General features: G+C 46.6%; 19 protein-coding genes. 3 read left to right on the top strand and 16 right to left on the bottom strand.

Features of this window, described 5'->3' with window-relative positions; all coding sequences use genetic code 11:
* Positions 1-29: 29 nt before the first annotated feature.
* Both NSS66_RS13295 and cymR read right to left on the bottom strand, forming a co-directional pair.
* Positions 30-1,181 carry a cysteine desulfurase family protein gene (locus NSS66_RS13295; RefSeq protein WP_023989909.1) on the bottom strand — a complete coding sequence of 384 codons (1,152 nt, stop codon included), beginning with the start codon at positions 1,179-1,181 and terminating at the stop codon, positions 30-32.
* An 11-nt stretch (positions 1,182-1,192) separates the two neighbouring features.
* Entirely contained in the window at positions 1,193-1,612 is a 420-nt protein-coding gene (gene cymR, locus NSS66_RS13290; RefSeq protein WP_013311532.1) for a cysteine metabolism transcriptional regulator CymR, read from the bottom strand.
* Between the two features lie 304 nt (positions 1,613-1,916).
* On the opposite strand from cymR, the gene mnmA reads away from it, so the two are divergent.
* Complete coding sequence (gene mnmA, locus NSS66_RS13285) at positions 1,917-3,038, top strand: tRNA 2-thiouridine(34) synthase MnmA (RefSeq protein WP_023989910.1); 1,122 nt, start codon at positions 1,917-1,919, stop codon at positions 3,036-3,038.
* Positions 3,039-3,440: 402 nt separating this feature from the next.
* Positions 3,441-4,271, top strand: coding sequence for a PPK2 family polyphosphate kinase (locus NSS66_RS13280; protein ID WP_023989912.1), 831 nt, complete (start codon positions 3,441-3,443; stop codon positions 4,269-4,271).
* 115 nt (positions 4,272-4,386) lie between these two features.
* On the opposite strand, the gene crcB (NSS66_RS13275) is transcribed toward NSS66_RS13280, so the two are convergent.
* The 14 genes from crcB (NSS66_RS13275) to NSS66_RS13210 form a co-directional block, all read right to left on the bottom strand.
* A complete protein-coding gene (gene crcB / locus NSS66_RS13275) occupies positions 4,387-4,743 on the bottom strand; it encodes a fluoride efflux transporter CrcB (protein WP_069079957.1) in 357 nt (118 codons plus the stop codon).
* The gene (crcB, locus tag NSS66_RS13270) at positions 4,740-5,141 is read right to left on the bottom strand and encodes a fluoride efflux transporter CrcB (RefSeq protein WP_069079956.1); all 402 of its coding nucleotides are present in this window, start codon (positions 5,139-5,141) and stop codon (positions 4,740-4,742) included. The genes crcB (NSS66_RS13275) and crcB (NSS66_RS13270) overlap by 4 nt, the downstream gene beginning before the upstream one ends.
* A gap of 85 nt (positions 5,142-5,226) precedes the next feature.
* A complete protein-coding gene (locus NSS66_RS13265) occupies positions 5,227-6,537 on the bottom strand; it encodes a replication-associated recombination protein A (protein ID WP_023989915.1) in 1,311 nt (436 codons plus the stop codon).
* A gap of 361 nt (positions 6,538-6,898) precedes the next feature.
* The gene (locus NSS66_RS13260) at positions 6,899-9,040 is read right to left on the bottom strand and encodes a HelD family protein (RefSeq protein WP_069079955.1); all 2,142 of its coding nucleotides are present in this window, start codon (positions 9,038-9,040) and stop codon (positions 6,899-6,901) included.
* A gap of 241 nt (positions 9,041-9,281) precedes the next feature.
* Positions 9,282-11,099: an ABC transporter ATP-binding protein gene (locus NSS66_RS13255; protein ID WP_023989917.1), complete on the bottom strand. Its 1,818-nt coding sequence runs from the start codon at positions 11,097-11,099 to the stop codon at positions 9,282-9,284.
* A gap of 97 nt (positions 11,100-11,196) precedes the next feature.
* Positions 11,197-12,495, bottom strand: coding sequence for an NCS2 family permease (locus tag NSS66_RS13250; RefSeq protein WP_023989918.1), 1,299 nt, complete (start codon positions 12,493-12,495; stop codon positions 11,197-11,199).
* Positions 12,496-12,669: 174 nt separating this feature from the next.
* Positions 12,670-13,419, bottom strand: coding sequence for a tRNA threonylcarbamoyladenosine dehydratase (locus NSS66_RS13245; protein ID WP_013311554.1), 750 nt, complete (start codon positions 13,417-13,419; stop codon positions 12,670-12,672).
* Between the two features lie 142 nt (positions 13,420-13,561).
* Positions 13,562-15,340 carry an aspartate--tRNA ligase gene (gene aspS, locus NSS66_RS13240; RefSeq protein ID WP_023989919.1) on the bottom strand — a complete coding sequence of 593 codons (1,779 nt, stop codon included), beginning with the start codon at positions 15,338-15,340 and terminating at the stop codon, positions 13,562-13,564.
* 84 nt (positions 15,341-15,424) lie between these two features.
* A complete protein-coding gene (gene hisS / locus NSS66_RS13235; RefSeq protein ID WP_023989920.1) occupies positions 15,425-16,669 on the bottom strand; it encodes a histidine--tRNA ligase in 1,245 nt (414 codons plus the stop codon).
* 688 nt (positions 16,670-17,357) lie between these two features.
* Positions 17,358-17,828 (bottom strand): hypothetical protein, encoded by a 471-nt coding sequence (locus NSS66_RS13230; RefSeq protein ID WP_028542430.1) that lies wholly within the window; start codon positions 17,826-17,828, stop codon positions 17,358-17,360.
* A 62-nt stretch (positions 17,829-17,890) separates the two neighbouring features.
* Positions 17,891-18,397 carry a type 1 glutamine amidotransferase domain-containing protein gene (locus NSS66_RS13225; RefSeq protein ID WP_069079954.1) on the bottom strand — a complete coding sequence of 169 codons (507 nt, stop codon included), beginning with the start codon at positions 18,395-18,397 and terminating at the stop codon, positions 17,891-17,893.
* A gap of 231 nt (positions 18,398-18,628) precedes the next feature.
* Positions 18,629-18,790 carry a hypothetical protein gene (locus NSS66_RS13220; protein ID WP_023989922.1) on the bottom strand — a complete coding sequence of 54 codons (162 nt, stop codon included), beginning with the start codon at positions 18,788-18,790 and terminating at the stop codon, positions 18,629-18,631.
* A gap of 118 nt (positions 18,791-18,908) precedes the next feature.
* The gene (gene dtd / locus NSS66_RS13215) at positions 18,909-19,355 is read right to left on the bottom strand and encodes a D-aminoacyl-tRNA deacylase (protein ID WP_023989923.1); all 447 of its coding nucleotides are present in this window, start codon (positions 19,353-19,355) and stop codon (positions 18,909-18,911) included.
* 137 nt (positions 19,356-19,492) lie between these two features.
* Positions 19,493-21,670 carry a RelA/SpoT family protein gene (locus NSS66_RS13210; RefSeq protein ID WP_025720225.1) on the bottom strand — a complete coding sequence of 726 codons (2,178 nt, stop codon included), beginning with the start codon at positions 21,668-21,670 and terminating at the stop codon, positions 19,493-19,495.
* A 269-nt stretch (positions 21,671-21,939) separates the two neighbouring features.
* Between NSS66_RS13210 and uraA the strand changes: the two genes are divergently transcribed.
* On the top strand, positions 21,940-23,250 hold the full coding sequence (gene uraA, locus NSS66_RS13205; protein WP_061829372.1) for a uracil permease: 1,311 nt from the start codon (positions 21,940-21,942) through the stop codon (positions 23,248-23,250).
* Positions 23,251-23,720 lie beyond the last annotated feature (470 nt).

Genomic DNA, 23,720 nt, shown 5'->3' with positions numbered 1-23,720 from the left:
TCCCTTCTTATTAAAATGCGGAGAAATCCCTAGTACCTAGTACGCAGCCGCTTCCATATGGTTTCAATTTTCTTGGCCGTGTATTCCATTTCTTCCGTAGTATTACCCAAACCGAAGCTAAACCGAATCGCTGAATGTAAAACATCTTCAGGAAGATCCATCGCCTGCAATACATGCGATAGCTCTAGAGATCCGGAAGTACAGGCTGATCCGCTTGCTACTGCGATTCCTTCCATGTCAAGGTTCATCAGCATGGTCTCTGTACCAATGGCCGGAAAGCTAACATTAAGGACATTAGGTAAAGAATGATCAGGATCACCGTTAATTACAAAATTTTGGCTACCCAGAGTGTCTTCCAACCCTTTAAGTAGTGTCTGGCGAAGAACCGTATCGTGCACCCCACGCTCCTCAATGGAAGCATTAGCTAGAGTTGCGGCTTTAGCCAGACCCGCAATACCGGCGATGTTTTCTGTCCCGGCACGGCGTTTCTTTTCCTGAAGTCCCCCATGCATTAGCGGCTGAATGCGTGTACCTTGGCGGATATATAATGCACCCACCCCTTGTGGTCCGTTAATCTTATGACCCGACACACTCAGTAAGTCAATTGGGAGATTCCAGCAGTCGATGGATATATGACCGTAAGCTTGAACCGCATCTACATGGAATACAATGCCATGTTCTCTCGCAATCTGCCCTACTTCTGAGATCGGCTGAATGACGCCCACCTCATTGTTGGCATACATCATGCTGATCAAAAAAGTGTCCGGACGAATGGCAGCCTCGATATCCGCAGGGTTCACGCGTCCAAAACCGTTGACCGGGACATAAGTCACCTCATACCCCGCTTTTTCCAGCTCATCACAAGCATGAAGCACTGCGTGATGTTCAACCGCGGTTGTAATCATATGCCCGGAAGTACGGCCGTCTGCCGTAGCCGTCCCAAACAGGGCCAGATTATCGCTTTCTGTCCCTCCGCTCGTAAATATAATTTCTTCAGGCTTGCAGCCCAAAGAGGCCGCAACGGCATCCCGAGCAGCGCTGACGGTGCGCTTGGCATCGCGGCCAAAGGCATGAACGCTCGAAGCGTTGCCATATTGGCCGGTCATGATGTCCATCATAGTCTGCGCAACCTCAGGATGCATAGGAGTCGATGCGGCATGATCCAGATAAATTCTGTTCATGTTAATCCACCTCAAATATAGAACATGTAATTGTCCAATTCATCATGTTCTTGGTATGTGATCAAGTCCTTAAGTGTAGTAGAATCCAACACTTCAGCGATGCTGTCACGAATCCGCAGCCACAGCTGACGTTTTGCCGGATCGTCTTCTTCCGTGAAATCTACCGGAGATATCGGACCTTCCAGTACACGAATGATGTCTCCCGCTGTTACTCCTGCCGGTTCATTCGCCAAAATATAACCGCCGTAAGCACCACGGATACTTTTTACCAAACCTGCATTACGCAAAGGCGCGATGAGCTGTTCCAGATAATGCTCTGACAGCTGATTTTTTTCGGCAATACTTTTCAAAGAAGTTGGACCTTCGCCAAACCTGGCTGCAAGTTCCATCATAATGGTCAGGCCATAACGGCCCTTCGTTGATATTTTCAATTGTGCCACCTCACTTATAGTAACAATTCCGTTAAACACGCGGAATAACTGGTGTTGTAAACCTCTCTATTCCGATCCTAACCCTCAGCTTATGTTAACATATTAGGGCAGGTAAAGGGAAACATTACGGTAACAATCTTAAAAAAAGTTGCTTTCGAGCCATTTGGAACAGCTTTAGCCTATTTTATATAGCTTTCTTCCATCGTTCGCCGTGTCGTTTGATCGTCCAAACATCGTATCTTATTATCGTTTATGTTACAATAGGTGGGTTCTACAACAATATTGAAAGAATTGGGTGATGACCATGGCTAAAGCCAATCATGAAACCCGTGTCGTCGTCGGGATGTCCGGTGGCGTCGACTCATCCGTTACCGCGCTGCTGCTGAAGGAGCAGGGCTATGACGTAATCGGCATCTTCATGAAAAACTGGGATGACACGGATGAATTTGGCCGTTGTACGGCTGAGGAGGATGCGGAGGATGTGCGCCGTGTCTGTGAACAGATCGACATTCCTTACTATACCGTCAATTTTGAGAAAGAATACTTCGATAAAGTATTCTCCTATTTTCTTGATGAATATAAAGCTGGACGCACACCCAACCCGGATGTCATGTGTAACCGTGAAATTAAATTCGGCGAGTTTCTAAATAAAGCGCTGGATTTGGGAGCAGATTATGTTGCTACTGGACATTATGCACGGGTTGTGGAAGAAGACGGCCACTTTACTTTGCTGCGAGGTGTGGATAGCAACAAGGATCAGACTTATTTCCTGAATGCATTAAGCCAAACACAGTTGTCCCGAGCGATGTTTCCCATCGGTCATCTGCCGAAACCAGAAGTACGTAAAATTGCGGAAGCTGCGGGACTGTATACGGCCAAGAAGAAAGACAGCACAGGCGTATGCTTTATCGGCGAGCGTAATTTCAAGGAGTTTCTGAGTGGATATCTGCCTGCAAAAGGTGGAGACATGGTGGATATCGCTACTGGTGAAGTCAAAGGACGTCACGATGGTCTGATGTACTATACACTGGGTCAACGACAAGGCTTGGGCATTGGCGGATCGGGTTCAGGCGAACCGTGGTTTGTAGCGGATAAGGATCTGGAGAAGAATATTCTGTATGTGGTACAAGGTGATCGTCACCACAGTCTGTATTCTACCAGCCTGATTGCAACGGACGTGAACTGGATTGAAGGCGCAGATACTCGTCCGACCAGCGAATTCCGTTGCACAGCCAAGTTCCGTTATCGCCAACCTGATCAGCAAGTAACTTTACAATGGCTTGCGGATGGAACCGTGCATGTCATATTCGATGTACATCAAAAGGCCATTACGCCTGGACAAGCTGTTGTATTTTACGACGGGGAACGCTGTCTGGGTGGCGGAACCATTGATAAGGTTGAAAAACTTCAGCCTGAAACAGTTTAAATAAAATGACCATTTTGCATTGATATAGCAGGGAATTAAAAAAGTCGTCTCTCCAGATTTGGGAGGCGACTTTTTTAATGAAAGATGTTTTTAGTAATGGCTTGTAAAGAATTGATAATCTGCTCTTTATGATGTCTGTCATGCTGGACAAACATTCCTTGCAAAAAATTTTCCATGGTGTATGCACGTCCCTTTTTTAATCCATTGGTATGCTTCCCATTTAAAATAGGAACCGTCATATTTAAATAAGATCGCTACAATGGACTTCTAACTTCTTCCCTATGTAATCCTTTTCGAATTAACTTGAAAGACCATTAATACATAAGGAACTTTTGATAACATCCTCATTTGGGTATATGATGTAGACAAGATCATACTTCAATTGAAAAGGAGCGTGCCTTTATGTCTGATTCATTAGGAATGCTGACACCGGGTAAAAAAGTTTCTTTGAAAGAATGGGACCCCAAGGATACAAAAAATATCAAAAATAAAGAAGAAATCCGACTGGAAACAGATCAATTGAAGGAACGCTTCACGGAATTACAAAGCAAATTATTTACAGAGAAAAAACAATCCGTTTTGTTTGTATTTCAGGGTATGGATTGCAGCGGCAAAGATGGCGTCATCAAACAGGTATTTTCCAACCTTAACCCTGCGGGGGTGACTGTCCACAGCTTTAAATCACCTACGGCTGAGGAATTAAGTCATGATTTCTTGTGGCGTGCTCATAGCGTTACCCCAGGACGTGGATATATTGCAGCATTTAACCGTTCTTATTACGAGGATGTGCTGATTACACGTGTTCACGGACAGATATCCGATAAGCAGGCCAAACGGAATATTAAGCATATCAAGCATTTTGAACAGTTGTTGCTGGATAATGGTGTAAAGGTGGTTAAAATCTTTTTACATATTTCAAAGCAATTTCAGTTAGAAAAGCTGATCGACCGGATTGAAAAGCCTCACAAAAACTGGAAACTCGATCCAAGTGACTTGCAGGAACGAAAATTTTGGAAGCAATATACCCAGTATTATGAGGATGTATTAGAGCTAAGCGCAACCAAACAAGCTCCTTGGTATGTCGTTCCTTCAGACAACCGTTGGTATAGGGATTATACTGTGCTACGGATTGCCGTCCAAACGCTGGAGGAAATGAAGTTGTCTGATCCTGATCCAAGACCTGAACTTGAATCCCTTTTACCTGAATTGTACAAAGAACGAGATAAAAAATAGCTGTATAGGTACAGCACTAAGCTTCCGAAACCTTATCACGGCTGAAAATGCCTTGAGTACGGGATTGGAAGCTTTTTATTGCATTTTTACGTGTTATTTCGAAAATGTATAAAGCTTAACTGACTCTGTACCCGATAGCCGCAGCTACAACTCCTACCACGACAGAGGACAGTACATACGTAGCCATGCGTCGGTATTCTTTACGCTCCATCAGTTGAAGAGATTCATAGCCAAATGTGGAAAAGGTGGTGTAGCCGCCACAAAAGCCTGTTCCTAGCAGCATCCAGAGTGCAGGAGACAAATGGTTTTGCGTAAACTCGCCATAGAGCCAGCCTAGCAGCAATGAACCGCTGACGTTAATGATCCACGTCCCCCACGGAAATGCGGTACCAAACCTCTTTCCGGCCCACATGCCAAGCCCGTATCTCGCCAGTGTACCCACGATACCGCCTGCCGCTGCCCACCAGATCATAAGCGTTCCTCCTTGGGAGCAGCCTGCGTCATTTTTGAACCTAGGCGGATACCTGTCCATGTCAAAAACAGCCCTCCGCCTACGCTAAGCAGCAGGTACAACACAGCCGTCAGCATACGATCGTGAACCGTGAGGCGGACAGCATCCACTGCAAAGGTGGAAAAGGTGGTAAAGCCCCCTGTAAAGCCTGTTCCGATGGCAAGTCGCAATCGCGGCTTGATCCGCCATGATCGCAAGGTTACCGTAAAGAACCAACCCAGAAACAGGCAGCCGATCCAATTGATTAGCAGCACACCAAGTGGAAAATCCGCACCCGCCGCAGGCAGCAGCGATTGCAGACCATAACGGGTAGAGGTTCCAAGCGCTCCGCCCGCAGCAACGAATAGCACGTCTTTCATCTTTTTATCCCCTTCTTCGCTCTTGCACGATCATGGTGTAACGTGACGATATCGTACACACTCTGTATATGAAGTCGCACATATATTAAGACTGTGAATCCCGCCACCGCTGGTTTTGCCTGATTTTGGACTCATTCCCCTGCTCAGTAGCCTGATAGAAGGTTTGGTCTGCTATCGAATCGGGCAAATATTGCTGCTTCACATAATGATTCGGATAATTATGTGGATATTGATAGCCAACATGACCGAGCTTTTCCGAGCCTTTGTAGTGTGCGTCACGCAAATGGAGTGGCACCTCGGCCGATTTGATATCGTCCATAGCCGACATGGCCCGTGAAATCGCCGTATATACGGCATTCGATTTGGGGCTTTCCACGGCGAACAAAATGGCCTGTGCAATGTTCAGTTTGGCCTCGGGCCAGCCGTTATTGCGATAAGCTTCAAGCGCACTCACCGCTTGCACCATTGCCTGCGGGTTCGCCAGGCCAATGTCCTCACTGCTCGCCGCGATGAGGCGGCGGATAAAGGTCATCGGGTCCATGCCGAGCTTTTCTACGGCGTACAGGAACCAGAACAGCGCGGCGTCGCTAGAGCCGCGAATGCTTTTGTGAAAGGCCGACAGCACGTCATACTGCGTGGATTCATCTGCTTTGACAATCGGGCGGCGAATGGATTCCTCTGCGACTTCCAGTGTCACGTGAATCGTGCCGTCTGCCAGCGGAGGCGTCGTGAGCGCCGCCAGTTCTAGCGCGTTCAAAGCGCGGCGGATATCACCGTTCGCCATGGACGCGATGTGAGCCAGTGCAGCTTCATCTACCTGAAGCTGCATGTAGCCGAGCCCTTTGTCCGCATCACTCAAGGCGCGGCGCATAGCAGCCAGCGAATGCTCCTGCGTTAGCGCTTCAAGCTGGAACAGCGTAGAACGGCTCATTAAAGCGCCGTTGACGTAGTGAAAGGGATTTTCAGTCGTGGCGCCAATAAACACGATCGTGCCCTTTTCCACCGCAGGCAACAGTGCATCCTGACGTGAACTGTTAAACCGATGTACCTCGTCGAGAAACAAAATAGTTTTTTTGCCATACATCGATTTATTCGTCTGTGCACGGTCAATGACTTCTCTTACGTCTTTCACAGATGCTTCTACAGCATTCAGACGTACAAAATCGCCTTGCGTGTGTTGCGAGATGATATGTGCCAGCGTTGTTTTGCCGCACCCCGGTGGTCCGTACAACAAAATAGAAGAGACCTGATCTGCCTCTATAGCTCTTCGCAGCAGCTTACCCGGACCCACAACATGCTCCTGTCCAATATATTCATCCAGCGAAGTCGGACGCAAGCGATCCGCAAGCAACCGATTGCTTGGCGTTGACTCTTGGGAATATGAAAATAAGTCCATTTCATTCACTTCCTTATGGTTTATGAACGAACACTTTCTCTTTTTCTTCGAAAACCTACTATATTATGTTCGCTCATACGGTTAAAAATCATGAAAATTCAAGTCATCTATAATCCTGATACAGTGTAAACCGCCTCTTATTCTACCATATCCGTTAACAAGTTGCAGATAGCATGGTCACGGCACAGCTGTAGATCTCCAAGTCAGTCGCCCACAAAAAAAAGAAAGAACAGCCTTAGACGAAAGATGAATTTCGTGGCTGTTCTTCGACTGACATGACTTCCTAATTTCCATCACTAAGATAAACAGTAAACAAAAAGGAATACAACAACTCAGGCGATGCTTTACAACGCTTTTCTGTTTACTCCGTCTGTGCCTGTACGTAACTAGGAAGTGAGCCATCATGCAATAGCCACAGCTCATGCAGCGCACGGGTACATCCTACATACAGCAGCTTGGCATCCCATGCCCGTTCTCCATAATGCTCATGGTCGGCATCCGCCACAATAACTGCATCGAACTCCAGACCTTTGGATAGGTACACAGGCAGTACCGACAATCCGCCTTCATATTGCTTTTTACCACCGTCAATCAAATTCACATCCAACCCCGTGCTTGTGAAAACCTCATGTAGCTCCACAGCCTCTTTTAAGGTACGGGTCAGCACAGAAACAGTACGATACTCCTTGGAGGACAGCTCTTTTAGAGCGGTGAGCAAACTCTGCTCACGCACCGATGAGTCGTAAGACATCGTACGCACTGGATCGCCACTACGAAATACCGGAACTGCCGTAATGCCGCCGCGAACTCCCTGCTCCAAAATCGTGTTTGCAAATTCTATAATTTCCAAGGTTGATCTATAGCTCCGCGTAAGTGCAAAATACCCTGTATGTTCCGGCGCAAAAAGAGAACTCATTTCCTCCCACGCATGTACGCCACGGTATTCATGAATGCCCTGCGATAAATCGCCCAATATAGTAAAGGAATGCCCTTTCACGAACAAATCCAGCAATGCGATATGAAAAGGTGAAAAATCCTGCGCTTCATCAATGACCACATGGTCAAAACGTTGAGATGACTCTACCTCATGAATCAGTACGTGAAGATACACTAACGCAGTCAGATCTTCTTCACGGATAATCTGTTTTCGCAGATCCGACTGTGTGGTCTTAAAAATAGCAGTCGGCAGAGAAGCCTTCATCTCCGCAGCCGTATCTGCGGGTAACCCTTTAGCTGCCTGAAAAAGCTGCTTATAGAGCGTCAGTGCGTCATATTGTGGCCATTTTTTAGCATATGCCTTTTCCCGTGTCCCTGCCTTTTTCTTGCGTTCCTTGAGCGCTGCCGCCGAAGGCGACTTTTTCAGTTCCATTTCAATCCAGCGGTGCACTCTTGCCAGCACACGCTCCTTCCGCTTCGCGAGCGGATAAGGCTTATATTCCTCATTAAACCAATTCAAAATCTCAGCTTGTGGCAGCACCGCTCCATCCCATGGTGAAAAATCCCCCTCGGGCACGGAGATGGGCTCCAGTCGTTCAACAAAAGCTTGAAGCAACTCCATAAAGTGAACCGATCCCTTGAATCTTCCCGGCGCCTCATCCATGGATTCCTTTCTCAGACTGCCACTCTCAAACCAATAAGATAATGTTTCGGCAGGATCAGCCAAAGGTAAATCCAAACCCAATAAGTCCAGTGCCCAGTCTGCAAATGTACTTTGCTGAATATTCCCGACCCCCAGCTCTGGAAGTACATCTGAAATATAGTCAAGGAACATATGGTTTGGTGCGAAAATTACCATTTTGTCCGCTGATACCTGATCCTTGTATTGATACAGCAAAAATGCGAGACGATGCAGCGCTACCGTCGTCTTGCCACTACCCGCTACCCCCTGAATAACGAGGGCTGTATTTTTGGCCGCGCGGATGATCTGATCCTGCTCCGCCTGAATGGTAGATACGATATCCCGTAAACGGTTATCCTTGTTTTCTCCCAAACGATAAACGAGAAACTCATCGGAAACGGCAGGCTCGTCGCTTTCACGATTATATGTATCGGCTACCCGTTCCAGGATTTTTTTCCGAATGACAACGTTACGCTTCAGGTAGACCAAGCCCTCAATGGTTCCCTCAGGAGCTTCGTAGGACGCGGTTTCTTCACCACCTGTAAACGAATAAAACAAGCTGGCAATCGGTGCACGCCAATCAATCACCAGCGGATACGCTGACGTTTCTTCACGCTCCACTCCAATTTTACCGATATAAAGTGGCTTCCGCTGCCCTCTACCACGCTCGTCAAAATCCATACGACCAAAATAAGGCTCCTGCGAGCTTTTGGCCAAAGCCTGACGTTTTTCCTCCCGTGCCGATTCCAGCACTTGCTCCGTAAAATCATGCCCGGTGTACACCGGCGTATTGCGAAGCCGTTCCAATCTCCGATCAATTTCCTCCATAGCAAGCGACAGCCTATGCTGTTCTTCTTGATAGGCACTTTGAAACTCATTCTCCATTTCAGTTACCTCCTAAGAATATCAAGTCTCGATTTCTGCATCGCATTCACTTGCTCCGACACAAAAAAAGGAAAGTAAGCGTAACACATTTAACCATAAAAATCCAACCTTATTTCCTAATACCCCTTTTTCCCTACTCTTTCACAAAAGTATGAAGCTTTGCTGCGGCACCAGTGGAGCGGGTGATTTGAATCCGAAGAAGCGGAGCGATCGGAGGATCAAATCACACGCGAAGCGGCCTCTAATACTCCATACTTCTTTCCCCCATCTCCACAAACTGCTTTTGAGCCAGCTCACGGTACACCTGATGGGACTCTAATAACTCAGTATGAGTTCCTGCACCGGTCACCTTGCCCTTGTCCAACACGATAATCTGATCGGAGTGAACCACTGTAGACAAACGATGAGCAATGACAATCGTCGTGCGTCCCTCCATCAAGTTCGCTAGGGCCTTCTGTACCTCATGCTCAGATGAGCTGTCCAGACTAGATGTAGCCTCATCCAGCATGAGAATGTCAGGGCTACGAAGAAGCGCACGCGCAATAGCGATCCGTTGACGTTGCCCTCCAGACAGCTTCATTCCCCGTTCTCCCACCTCAGTGTTGTAGCCTTGAGGCAGATCCATAATAAATGTATCCGCATACGCCATCGTGGCTGCTCGTCTCACTTCTTCCAAGTCAGCTTCGCGCCCCAAGCCATATGTAATGTTATCTCTGACCGTTCCGGTCATCATTGAGCTTTCCTGCGATACATAACCAATTTTGGAGCGCCAGGAGGAAAGTGTATATGACGATATCGGTTCGTCTCCATAACGAATTTCCCCTGTATCTGGCACATAAAAGCGTTCCAACAATGAAAACAAGGTGGACTTCCCACTTCCACTCGGTCCCACGAATGCTGTCGTCCGGTTAGCCGGGATGACCAAGTTCGCATTATGAAGGACCTCTTCACCTTCAGTATAGGAAAAGGCAACATCACGAAGTATAATATCTCTGCTCTCTTTTGCCGCTTCCTGCTTCAACTCGAGCGGTTCCTCTTCATGATCTAAAATCGTCTGAATCCGTTCAGTAGCCCCAACCACCTTTTGTAGACGTGAATACAGGGTCGTGAATTGTGCCATCGGTGTGATCACCTGAAACAGCAGCAAAATAAAAGCCACCAAATCCCCAGCGGTCAGCACACCCGATGCGACACGAACACCACCAACACCCAATATAATGACCAGCACTGCAGTCAACAAGAAGGTAGAAATGGGACCTACAAGGGCTAGGATGCGTGACTCTTGCAAACCGAAGCGGAACATCCGGTAAATACGATCCTCACCGGCCTGAGCCTCTCTGCTTTCGGTTCCGTAGGCCTTCACCAGTCTGATTTCGCCGATAACCTGACTCAACACTGAGGTCAGATCTGCCATCTCATCCTGCTGTTTTTTGGAGATACGGTACATTTTTCTGCCTACCGGAAATAAAATCAGGGCTGTTAGCGGAACAATTGCCATAATAATGAGCGTCATCACCCAATCCAGATAAAATAACAATGCAATACCACCAATAATTGCAATCACATTAGAAATCAGATTGACTAGATACTCCGTAATTAAGTTCATAATCAGGCTTGTATCATTGGTGACACGACTCATCGTATCTCCTGACCGATTTCGATCAAAGTAAGGGATAGGTAGAGATAAGATTTTATGCCATAAGCGTTTGCGCAAATTAGCCACAATCTTATGCCCAGCATAGTTCAACATATAGATAGAAACCGCCGAAGCCACCGCTTGAAGCACAAAAGCGCCAAGCAGACCAACAATGACCATACGGTTTAATGAAGAAAAGGTCAAGCCATCAATCAACCCTTTGGTCATCATGGGTACGATTAAACCAGCAGTGGTCTGAATCAGCGTCAGAATCAGGGCGATGATCAGAATGGCCTTGGGCGGATGCGCACTCGCAATCAATTTGATAAACCGCCCCATGCCAGCCTTATCGGGTCTTTTACCCGGCTTTTCCTTCATCCGGTCCTCCTGCTCATCTCGGTGTATATGATGTTCTTTTTCCATATACCATCAACCTCGCTTCCTGTCTGACCATTCTTGTTCAAACAACAACACCCGCGCTCTGCGCGGGTATGAACAGTACAATCTATCTTCGAGTTTACTACACCAGAGAATGAAGCACAAAGTTAGCCACAAACAGTACAGAAATGATATATAATGCGACAGGCACTTCCTTGCCCCGTCCTGCTGCCAGCTTGGCTACGGGGTATGCAATAAAACCAAATGCCATCCCGTCTACAATACTGTAAGTAAAGGGCATCATTACCATGATCAGAAATGCGGGAAACGCTTCAGTAAAATCACTGAAATCCATCTCTCGCACATTTTGCACCATTAGACCCCCAATGATGATCAACACGGGCGCAATGGCACTGTCAGGAATATAAGCCAACAGTGGAATAAAGAAAAACGTCGCCCCGAATAAAATAGCAGTTACCAGCGGTGTCATTCCCGAGCGTCCCCCCGCTGCAATACCAGCCGTCGATTCCGCAGCGGCTACCGCCGGACTGCTGCCCAAAATACCGGCAAAGATATTGGTTACAGCCAACACACGCAAGCTGTTTTTAAATAAATCCGGTCTTCCGATCATGTTGGTTTGTGCAGTAATCATACCAATATTCTCGAATAGTACAATGAGTAGGAGCAAAAAGACAGCGATCCAAAAAGCTACCGAGACAATGCCTGAAAAGGAAAGCTCTCCAAACAATTGCCCATACTGTCGCACCGTTTCAGAGGTTCGTACCGTGCTTGTAGGCTCTACAGCTCCCAGTATATAAGCAAGCCCAGTTCCCGCCAAAATGCTAATTAGTAAACCTCCCTGAACGTTACGCACAAACAATACAATAGCGAGCAGCAACGTTACACAAGCCGTAATTACCTTGGGATCATTAAAATGGCCAATAGCCACAAAAGTCGTCTGATGAGCAATCACGATGCCGCTTTTTTGCAATCCGATAAAGGTTAAAAACAAACCAATGCCTACCGTAATTCCGTGCTGCAAATTATGGGGAATCGCTTGGCTAATCAGCTTGTACAATGATGTAAAGGCCACAATGGCGAATAAGATCCCTGTGATGGCAACCACCATCAACGCTTCCTGCCAACTCAGCTTCATAGAATGTACGAGCGTATAAGTGAAAAAGGCATTAATCCCCATCCCTGGTACAACGACCATTGGAGATTTCCCACCAAAAGCCATAAGCAGGCAGCCAATCATTGATGTCAGCAGTGTCCCGAGCATCGCCCCTTGGAGAGGAATCCCGGCATCTGCCAAAATAGTTGCATTAACCATAACAATGTATACAACGGAAAAATAAGAAATGGCCCCAGCGGCTAATTCCTTTTTCCAATGATGCTCGGGCTTGAAACCGAGACTTCTGGACCACAGTCCATCCTTCATACCAAAACCCTCCAGCAAGTTGTTCAATCTGTTTGCAGTAAGCTGCGCTTTTTCAAAACAAAAAAGAGCTGTAGCAACTGTGACACAAAGGATGTGATGCACAGAACTACAGGTCTTAAAGTGAATACATACTGATGTAAATCTACGAATGCACTGCCATGCTATTTTTGCAACTTACACACCAGCATGTTCTAACAAATCCTTCACGGCTACACTAACCATGATCAGTCCTGCTACCGGAGGTACAAATGCATTGCTTGCAGGCGGCTGCTTCGCCTTCCGGATTTCAGGTGCGTTTGCAGGTACAATTTTTTTTGTAATTTCTTCACGTGGCTTCATTGGTTCTTCATCGGAGAATACAACCTTGACGCCTTTGGTAATACCTTCCTTGCGCAACTTGGTGCGGATGACACGGGCAATCGGGTCCATTCTCGTCTGGGAAATATCTGCAACTTGAAAACGACTCGGATCCATTTTGTTCGCAGCCCCCATACTGGAGATCATCGGAATCCCCCGTTTCAGGCATTCCTTAATCAAATGAATTTTGTAAATAATCGTATCCGAAGCATCCAGCACATAATCCAGTTCGTACTTGAACAGCTCCTCATATGTTTCTTCCGTATAAAACATGTTCAGTGCAATCGCTTCACATTCAGGATTAATCAGCTTCACACGCTCTACCATCAGATCAGCCTTTTTTTGGCCTACCGTCGTTGTCAACGCATGTATCTGGCGATTAATATTGGTGATATCTACAACATCTTTATCAATCAAAATGATACGTCCAACACCCGTGCGCGCCAGCGCTTCCACTGCAATCGAACCGACACCGCCGATACCCAGCACGGCCACCGTGCTATTTTTCATAACCTCTAGACCTTCAGTTCCGATGGCCAATTCCGTTCGTGAAAATTGATGCAACAATATGGTATATCCTCCCTCACTGATTTAAACTCTATGCCTGAACTCCAGCATACAAACCACGAACCCATTATCCATATGAGGGTAACGGGTTCATGGCATTCTATAAGCTATCTCATGCCAATGGATGGCACTTGCAAACGTCTTAAGCTTTAGGAGCAACAGGCTTCGGAGCAATACGGATATGAAGCTGTTCCAATTGAGCTTGATCTACTTCGGCTGGTGCATCCATAAGCAGGTCTGTCGCACTAGCTGTTTTCGGGAATGCAATCGTTTCACGCAGGTTTGTACGACCTGCAAGCAACATCACGAGGCGGTCAAAACCGAAGGCAATACCACCATGTGGAGGCGTACCATATTCGAACGCATCCAACAGATAGCCGAATTTATCAGTAACTTCTTCCGGCGCCAGGTTGAGAGCTTTGAACATTTTCTCCTGAACATCACGTTTGTAAATCCGCATCGAGCCGCCGCCCACTTCGTAGCCGTTCAGTACGATGTCATAGGCTTGAGCACGAACTTGACCTGGATCGGTATCCAAGAGGCCAAGGTCTTCGTCCTTCGGACGGGTGAACGGATGGTGTTCCGCCACATAACGTTTTTGTTCTTCGTCATAGCCGAGAAGCGGGAAGTCTACAACCCAGGCAAATTTGAATTTGTTATCGTCGATCAGTCCCAAATGACGGCCAATTTTCAGACGAAGTGCGCCCAATACATCAGCAACTACCTTTTTATTATCCGCAGAGAAGAGTAACAGATCGCCTTCTTCGGCTCCTGTGCGCTCCTTCAAAGCTTCGATTTCTTCCGGTGTGAAGAATTTAACGATAGGCCCCTTGAATTCGCCTTCCTTCACTTGAATCCAAGCCAAGCCTTTAGCTCCATAGCGTGCAGCGTAAGGACCCAGGTCATCAATCTCCTTACGACTCCAAGTGCCACATCCTTTGGCATTGAGGACTTTTACTTCGCCACCCTTTTCAATTACGGAAGCGAATACTTTTACACCACTAGTTGCCACGATATCATTGACTTTAATCAACTCAAGGCCAAAACGCAGGTCCGGCTTGTCCGAGCCGTATTTGTCCATCGCATCAGCATGTGTAATCCGTTGGAACGGTGTTTCCAGTTCTACCCCAACGGTTTCTTTGAACAATTTCACCATAAGACGCTCCATCATTGGCAGCAAGTCATCCTGTTGCATGAAGGAGGTCTCGATATCGACCTGCGTAAATTCAGGCTGACGGTCAGCACGCAAATCTTCATCACGGAAACAACGTGCAATTTGGTAGTAGCGCTCCAGGCCACCCACCATCAGCAATTGCTTGTACAGTTGTGGCGATTGCGGCAAGGCGAAAAACTCACCTTCATGCACCCGGCTAGGTACCAGATAATCACGTGCGCCCTCTGGGGAGCTTTTCGTCAAAATTGGTGTTTCCACCTCGACGAACTCTTCTCCGTCCAGGAAGTCACGGAATATTTTTGCTGCTTTGGAGCGCAGTTTCAACGTCTGGTACATTTCCGGACGACGCAGGTCCAAATAACGGTATTTCAAACGCAGAGACTCGTCCACTTCTACACCATTTTCAATGAAGAACGGAGGTGTTTTGGACGCATTCAATACTTCAATTTCAGTGACACGCACTTCAATTTCACCTGTAGGCAGGTTCGGGTTAATCGTTTCTGCATCACGCTTAACAATAGTACCGGTAACCTCAAGCACGTATTCACTACGAACACGATCCGCAATTTGCAGTGCGTCACCGGAATATGCCGGATTAAACACAATTTGTACAATTCCGCTACGGTCACGCAGGTCAATAAAAAGTACGCCCCCCAAATCACGACGGGTTTGTACCCAACCGTTCAATGTAACTGTTTCTCCGATATGCGCATGGGTCAATGCGCCGCACTCATGACTCCTTTTCATAATACACACTCCTGTTTATGTTTAGTAGTTAATGCTATATGACAACCAGAAGAAGCTCCACTGATTGATGTTACATCATTTTGCTTATCCTAATTCTTCCACCAGCTGATCCAGCTTAACGGTACGCTGCTCGCCAGTTTCCATGTTTTTCAGTGCAATTTCACCTTGAACCAGCTCATCCTCACCCAGAATCGCAGTATACCTTGCTTTAAAGCGATCGGCTGATTTCATCTGTGCCTTCATTTTACGCCCCAGATAATCTCGTTCTGCGGAAAATCCGGCTTGACGCAACTTGAATAGTTGTTTGGTCACTTCTGTTTCTGCTGCTTCTCCCAATGCTACCATATAGATATCTAACGGCTTGGCTTCGTTCAGTTTGACACCTTGATGTTCCAGGATCAGCTGAATTCGCTCCAGTCCAATGCCAAAACCAATGCCCGGCTGATCCGGTCCGCCCAAATCTCCAACCAATCCGTTGTAGCGGCCGCCTCCACCGATCGTATCTATGGCACCAATTCCTTCAGCTTTGAATTCGAACGCTGTCAACGTATAATAATCCAGCCCCCGTACCAAACGCGGGTTAACTGTATATTCCACGCCCATGGCATCCAAATTTTGCTTCACTTTCTCAAAGTGTGTGCGAGATTCCTCGTCCAAGCTATCCAAAATCGAAGGTGCACCTCCAAATTTGTCCTGGTCATCTTTGCTATCCAGCACTCGCAGCGGATTACGCTCAATGCGTGCTTGGCTCTCCTTGGTCAACGTATCCTTAATTGGCATCAAGAAGTCCACCAGATGCTGACGATAAGCTGCCCGGCTGGCTGCATTACCGACGGAGTTAATCTCCACCTGTACTCCTTTCAAGCCCAGCTCACGGCAGAATTGATACCCAAAAGCAATAACTTCTGCATCCAGCGCCGGATCGACCGCCCCAAATGCTTCAATTCCAAATTGGTGAAATTGGCGCTGACGCCCAGCCTGTGGACGCTCATACCGGAACATCGGGCCGATATAATACAGCTTAGTTACATCCGGCTCCCCGTATAGTTTGTTCTCCACATAGGAGCGGACAACCCCTGCTGTTCCTTCCGGACGCAAAGTCATGCTGCGCTTCCCTTTATCCTCAAAAGTATACATTTCTTTTTCCACCACATCCGTCGTTTCACCCACACCTCGAACGAACAAATTCGTTTGTTCGAACATTGGCGTACGAATCTCTCGGTAATTAAAGCGGCGGCTAATCTCACGGGCTTTTTCCTCGACAACTTGCCACTTTTCTACACTGCCCGGCAGCAAATCCTGTGTTCCTGTCGGTTTTTGAAAGGCCATTAACGTATCCCCCCATCGTTGTATTTCGTATTGTGCACTTTCTTCTTGCTCCACTTTCAATATAAAACAAAAAATCCCTCGTCCTGTTAACATTAACAGGGACGAGGGATTGTCGTTTACAATCACCCGTGGTACCACCCACATTCCGGAGTTTGCCCAGACAACCAGCATAAGAATCACTCATTGCCCGTCAGTATTATACTGACTCCGCTCATACGTATAACGCCCGTAACGCGCAGTACGGCTATTATGCAGGACCATCCACTGTCGGTACAGTTGCAATGCACTTTCAGTAGGGTTTCCTCAATTGTTCGCCGCCTGTTCTCGGGGAGGTCATTCATCCGCTCATCAAGGGAATTTTTACAGCCTGGAAATTCCTCTCTGCGCTTGTGGGTTCGGAGTACTTGGTCCCGTCATCAAATCATTTTTCATTATTTTATGATTTTAATGAACCGCCTCGACAAAGTCAAGACATTCTCCCTATAATCGGACAAATAAGGCTTATAAAAAGAAAATAACCTGCGGAAACGGTCCGCAGGTTCAAAAAGATATATCAAAAGGGGGTCATGCTGTTATTATAAACAACGAATATTAAGGAATGATGTTTCGAATATTACATTTGTATTACAGTCACTCTTTTGCGGCTAAATCCCTCAAGTATCGACAATCTTGTGGCGCGCTCTCAGCTTTAATCCAACTGCGATACATATCCACGATTGGAACGTAGCTTATAAATGACCTCATCATAATCGGCATCATTCACCTTTGCTGATAATACATACCGCAATTCATCTTGATCACCGTTAATATACACATCTGTCGCACGGAGCAACCCTCCGTCATGATTCGTTGTTCCGTTCCGATCTTCATCCAGGTCCCTTTGGGCTGAGCCAGAGTTAATCTGGTCATCCTTCGCATCTGGTAGAATATTCTCGCCATAAGCACCCGCCGCAGGGATTGCCGCACCCGCAGAGCCTCCTGTGCTCACAGAGCCTGTATTGTTATAGGGGACCAGCGGAATTAAAACTCTCGTCTCCCGGCCGAGCGTATCACCCAAAGCACCTACTTCCAAATGTTCGGTTCTATAAGCTTGAAGCGAAGCTCTGGCACCCTCAGCTTCATCTTCTGTGCGAAAATAAGCCTGAATCTGTTTTGCCATATCAAATCCTCCTCGTTTGGGAATTGTACTGGCATTAATCTAAAGAAATATTCGCGTTCAGATTACAATACTTTTAATAACTCACGCACAAAGGCAGGCTCATCCTTAGGGGTCCGAGACGTAATAAAGTTATCATCCACAACCGCCTCTCGATCCTCAAAATGAGCACCCGCATTAATCAAGTCATCTTTCAATGGAGGATAAGCTGTAATCGTCCGGCCTTGTAACAAATCAGCACTCGCCAAAATTTGTGGTCCGTGACAGATAGCGCCTATCGTTTTTTTGGACTCATTAATTTCAGTCACAAATTTCAGAACATTTGCATCCAGTCGTAGATTTTCCGGGGAGGATCCGCCGGGAATAACAACTGCATCATAGTCACTTGATTTCACATCTGCAATGGCTTTTTCAATAGTGTAGCTTGCTTTACCTTGCTTACCGCTCACTTTTTCACCTTGCTTCAGCCCAACAATATCTGCCTCATGTCCAGCCTTTTTTAATTCATCATAAGGTACCTTCATTTCGGAATCTTCAAATTGGTCAGCCAATAAAAATGCAATTTTACTCATTAATGTTCAGATCTCCTTTCCGGTTATCCTCAAAACAAGTTTAAAATTAAGTTTGTTTGTCTATCACGCTTTGTTATTACCCGCTTGATTAGTTTTTATAACAATTCGCAGCGGTGGAAAAGAAAAAGGAGCCTTTCGGCTCCTGCACTAATTCAATGCTACATATTTTGTTTTTGACCTCTTTGTGCTGCTTTCGGGTAGAACCTCATTAACGCTCCATTTAACCCGATGTTACCTGCGCGGCAAAGCACCGCGTCCCGGCTTGTCGATGGCTGTTGCAACATGCTGCAATAACGTATCAGCATTACGAGTAAGGCTGATTGCCTCCTGCATACTACCGGGAAAAAGCAGCACAGTGCTTCGATGCCCGTCCATTTTTGGGGTTTGACGCATAGCTTCGTCTCTCCTGTCACCCTTAGGCTATCCGCCTGGCTAATCACCAATCAGGATGACATTATGGTCCCTCTGAACAGCTATTTTATTCTACTCAGATCACGCCATGAATGCATAGTTACGAACGTTCGGTATCCAAAATCAGTGTCACTGGGCCCCAGTTCGTCAATGAAACATCCATCATAGCCCCAAAAATTCCCGTTTCTACCTCCAGGCCCTTGGCTCGAAGCTGACTGTTGAAGAAATCATACAGCTTCTCCGCTTCCTCTGGTTTGGCCGCCCCCATAAAGTTAGGCCTTCTTCCTTTACGGCAGTCACCATACAACGTAAATTGAGAGACAGACAAAATGGCTCCACCGACATCCAGAACGCTGTCATTCATTTTACCTTCAGCATCCTCAAATATACGTAATCCCGCTGTTTTATCCGCCAAATAAACGGCATCGGCTGCTGTATCTCCCTGACCAATACCAACCAGCAGCATTAATCCGGTTCCAATCTTGCCGACCACCTTTTGATTCACCGTCACCTGAGCGTCTTTACAGCGCTGAATAATGATCTTCATCGCCTATCCGATATCTCCTTTAACCTTCCCTTTTAAAAGGTGCTCACAGCCGTATTACGGCTCTTTTAGCAGCCTATGGGTCTTTCTACCCAAGATGTGTTACAAAGGCTATAAACCTATCTGTACGCTTAATAAGGTTATTGCATAATCCGATGCACAGTGTATACATCCTTCACCCGTTTAATCCGTTCGACAACAGAATGCAAATGATCCGTGTTGCGAATGAGAATCGTGATGTGAATCATCGCCATTTTATTTTTATCTGTACGACCTGTAACGGCCGAGAAGCTGGTTTTGTTCTCAGAAATGGCCTGAAGCACTTCATTCAGCAAACCGTTGCGATCATGCCCCGTAATCTCAATATCGACGCTGTAATTGACTTCCGCTGCTTCTTCCCACTCCACTTCAATCACGCGCGCCTGATCTTCGCCCGTACCCGAAGGAATATTCGGGCAATCCGTCCGGTGAACGGATACGCCGCGTCCACGTGTTACATAGCCGATGATGTCATCTCCCGGTACGGGATTACAACATCGTGCAAAACGAACGAGTAAATTATCGACGCCTCTGACGCTGACACCGTTAGTCGGTGTTTTTTTCCGTTCGCCCTGCGGCTTGTACTCCTTGACCTCAGTCGTCAATTCGATCAACCGTGCCTCTTCTTGTTCCTTACGCAGCTTCTCTGTCAAACGTGTACAGACCTGCGCTGCGGTTATACCACCAAAACCAATCGCAGACAGCATATCTTCGGAATCGTTAAAGGAGAACTTCTGTGCCACTTCCTGAAGCTTGTCGTCGCTCATCCACACCGATGGCTCGATATCACGTTTTCTTAGCTCACGTTCCAGATTTTCGCGGCCTTTTTCAACATTCTCCTCACGCTTTTCTTTCTTGAACCATTGTTTGATTTTACTGCGCGCGTGAGAGGACTGAGCAATTTTGAGCCAGTCCTGACTAGGTCCATAAGAATGCTTGGACGTCATAATTTCGACAATATCACCGGTTTTAAGTCGATAATCCAAAGGTACGATTCTTCCATTTACCTTAGAGCCAATCGTTCGATTGCCAACTTCGGTATGAATACGGAAAGCAAAGTCCAGCGGAACGGATCCGGCCGGCAACTCAATGACCTCTCCCTTAGGAGTAAACACAAACACAAGGTCTGAGAAAAAGTCCATTTTGAGCGATTCCACAAATTCCGACGCATCCTTCGCCTCATTTTGCAGCTCCAGGATTTCTCGAAAAAAGGTGATTTTATCCTCAAAGTTAGTGTTGTTTGCTCCGTTGCCTTCTTTATAGGCCCAATGGGCCGCAATCCCGAATTCAGCAGTACGGTGCATATCCACTGTGCGAATTTGTACCTCGGTAGGCTCCCCGTTGGGACCTACTACTGTCGTATGAAGGGACTGATACATATTGGCCTTAGGCATAGCGATATAATCTTTAAACCGCCCCGGCATTGGCTTCCACAACGTATGGATAATCCCCAGTGTGGCGTAACAGTCTTTAATGTTATCCACAATAATTCGAATCGCCAGCAAATCATATATCTCATTGAATTGCTTGTTCTTCGTCGTCATTTTTTTAAACACACTGTAAATATGTTTAGGGCGTCCAGACAGATCAGCCTGAATGCCCATCTCTTCCAGCTTCTCTCTGATACGCTGTATGACATTATCAATAAACTGCTCCCGCTCGGCCCGCTTCTTATGCATCAAATTAGCGATGCGATAATACTGCTGAGGATTCAGATAGCGTAGAGCAATATCTTCCATTTCCCATTTAATGGCTGAAATACCCAGTCGATTCGCAACCGGACAGAAAATCTCCAACGTTTCATAAGCAATCCGACGCTGGCTTTCCTCTGACTGATATTTCAAAGTACGCATGTTGTGCAGACGATCTGCTAGCTTAATGACGATGACACGAATGTCCTGCGCCATAGCAATAAACATTTTTCGATAATTTTCGTTCTGTTGTTCTTCCTTGGAACGGAACTGGATACGCTCCAGCTTCGTCAGACCATCGACAAGCATCGCACATGTATCGCCAAAATGCTCGCGAATCTGCGCCAAAGACACCGTCGTATCCTCCACAACGTCATGTAAAAGAGCGGCGATAATGGAGATGGTATCCATCTGCATATTAACGACGATATCAGCAACCGCAAGCGGATGCAGAATATAAGGTTCACCGGACTTACGAGTCTGGCCGGAATGGGCCTGCTCGGCAAAATCATAGGCGTCCCTGATGCGGATAAGATCTGCTTCTCTGGTATAGGCCCCGGCCTTTTTAAGTAATTGCTCTATCCCCATTCTGCTCTATTCCGTGTCCTTTCTATGCAAAATGGAACCCGCCGATCAATGTCGCGCAAAGGTTCCCTTTTAAAAGTGATTTCCTACAATTATGACGGTTAGCACGTCGCACGTCAACTATTACAGGTTTGGCATTGTCGCATTATTCTGTCACACATGGATAAGTAAAATGAGGATTGTTGACGAAATGAAACGAATTATATTGAAAAAATTACGAAAAGTAATTAATGTATATAAGAATAATTGAAAGAACTAAGGAGTGAACTGCGTTGCAACGCGAAATTCAAGTTAATGAAAAGCTACCGGCAGGACCCGGGTTCCTGCTCAGCGTACAGCATTTGTTTGCCATGTTTGGCAGCACTGTGCTGGTGCCGAATATTTTCGGCGTCGATCCCGGCATGATTTTGCTAATGAACGGTATTGGCACATTGTTGTACATATGGATCTGCCGCGGCAAAATTCCCGCCTATCTCGGCTCCAGCTTCGCTTTTATCGCTCCCGTCAGTCTTGTGCTTAAAAACAATCCCGGCGGCAACGGCTATGCTATGGCCCTCGGTGCTTTCATCGTTACAGGTATTATTTTCTGCCTCGTCGCACTGGTAATTAAATATGCCGGAACCCGTTGGCTGGACGTCGTTTTTCCTCCAGCTGTTATGGGCTCCATCGTAGCCTTAATCGGTCTGGAACTGGTTCCGGTTGCAGCAGGCATGGCAGGCATTATCAATGCCGATCCTACTAAAGCCTGGACTCCAGATCCCAAAACGATTACTCTTTCGCTCGTTACACTCGGGGTCACTGTTCTGGGTGCAGTGTTGTTTCGCGGGTTTGCCAAAATCATTCATATTCTGATCGGTATCGTAGTGGGCTATGTGCTTGCTTATTTTATGGGCATGGTCAATACACAGGCCATTGCAGACGCTCCTTTTTTCGGACATCCTGCAATTACCACTCCCGTTTTTAATACCTCTGCTATGCTGACGATTCTTCCTGTTGCTCTGGTTGTCATCGTAGAGCATATTGGTCACTTACTTGTGACTAGCAACATTGTCGGGCGCGAGTTGTCCAAAGATCCTGGTCTCCATCGCTCTCTGCTAGGTAACGGTATTTCCACCGTCATTTCCGGTTTTGTTGGTTCTACACCTAATACGACTTATGGTGAAAATATTGGTGTCATGGCATTAACTAAAGTGTACTCTGTATGGGTCATTGGCGGAGCGGCTGTCATTGCCATCTTGCTGTCCTTCTCAGGCACGTTCTCAGCGATTGTTTCTAATATTCCAGCTCCAGTTATGGGCGGCGTATCCTTACTATTATTCGGTGTCATCGCTGCCTCCGGTCTAAGAATCTTCGTTGAGCAAAAGGTTGATTTCGCCAAGCCAACCAACATGCTGCTTGCGACCATCGTGCTTGTTGTAGGAATCAGCGGTACTACGCTCACTTGGGGCGCTGTAACCTTGAAAGGTATGGCATTGGCTACAATCATCGGCATCATCCTCAGCTTGTTCTTCAAGCTGATTGACGTGCTCGGCTGGTCCAACGATAAATCGCAGGAACCTTTAACCGAGAAAACACCAGATTGATATCTGTTTTTAAACTTTAAAACGCTGCTCCATGAGTCACGGATCAATACGCTTGAGCTGTTAAGATAAGCGTGTAAGGATCCGTCTCCCATGGTGTCGGCGTTTTTTTATGCACGGCCTTTTTAAAATAGATACTCCTTCATCCATCTTCAGAGCACCCCATCCAAGTCAGTTGCAATAACTGCTTTAACCCTAGATAAGCAACGAGCAGCATTTTTGACTTATTTCCGTATCTAGCTTCTGCTTAGCAAAAAATAAAACAAAAACTGATTGAAATCAGTATGACCACTATGCTCCTTATGACCACCTCTGCTCCTTTTTTTATTGTTCATAGACATTTACGAAATTTTTTCATACCTATTTTCCAACAAAGAAACAAAATAGTCCGATGGAGCAACTCTTTAGATAAAGAGATGTTCCATCGGACTATTTAGGCGATCCGCACATAATTATTTCCCGGGAAACCCGGG

The sequence above is a fragment of the Paenibacillus sp. FSL R10-2748 genome, from assembly GCF_038005565.1.
GTDB lineage: Bacteria > Bacillota > Bacilli > Paenibacillales > Paenibacillaceae > Paenibacillus > Paenibacillus polymyxa_B.
Note: the sequence above shows the minus strand (reverse complement) of the source record. Positions and strands in the feature narration are given on the sequence as shown.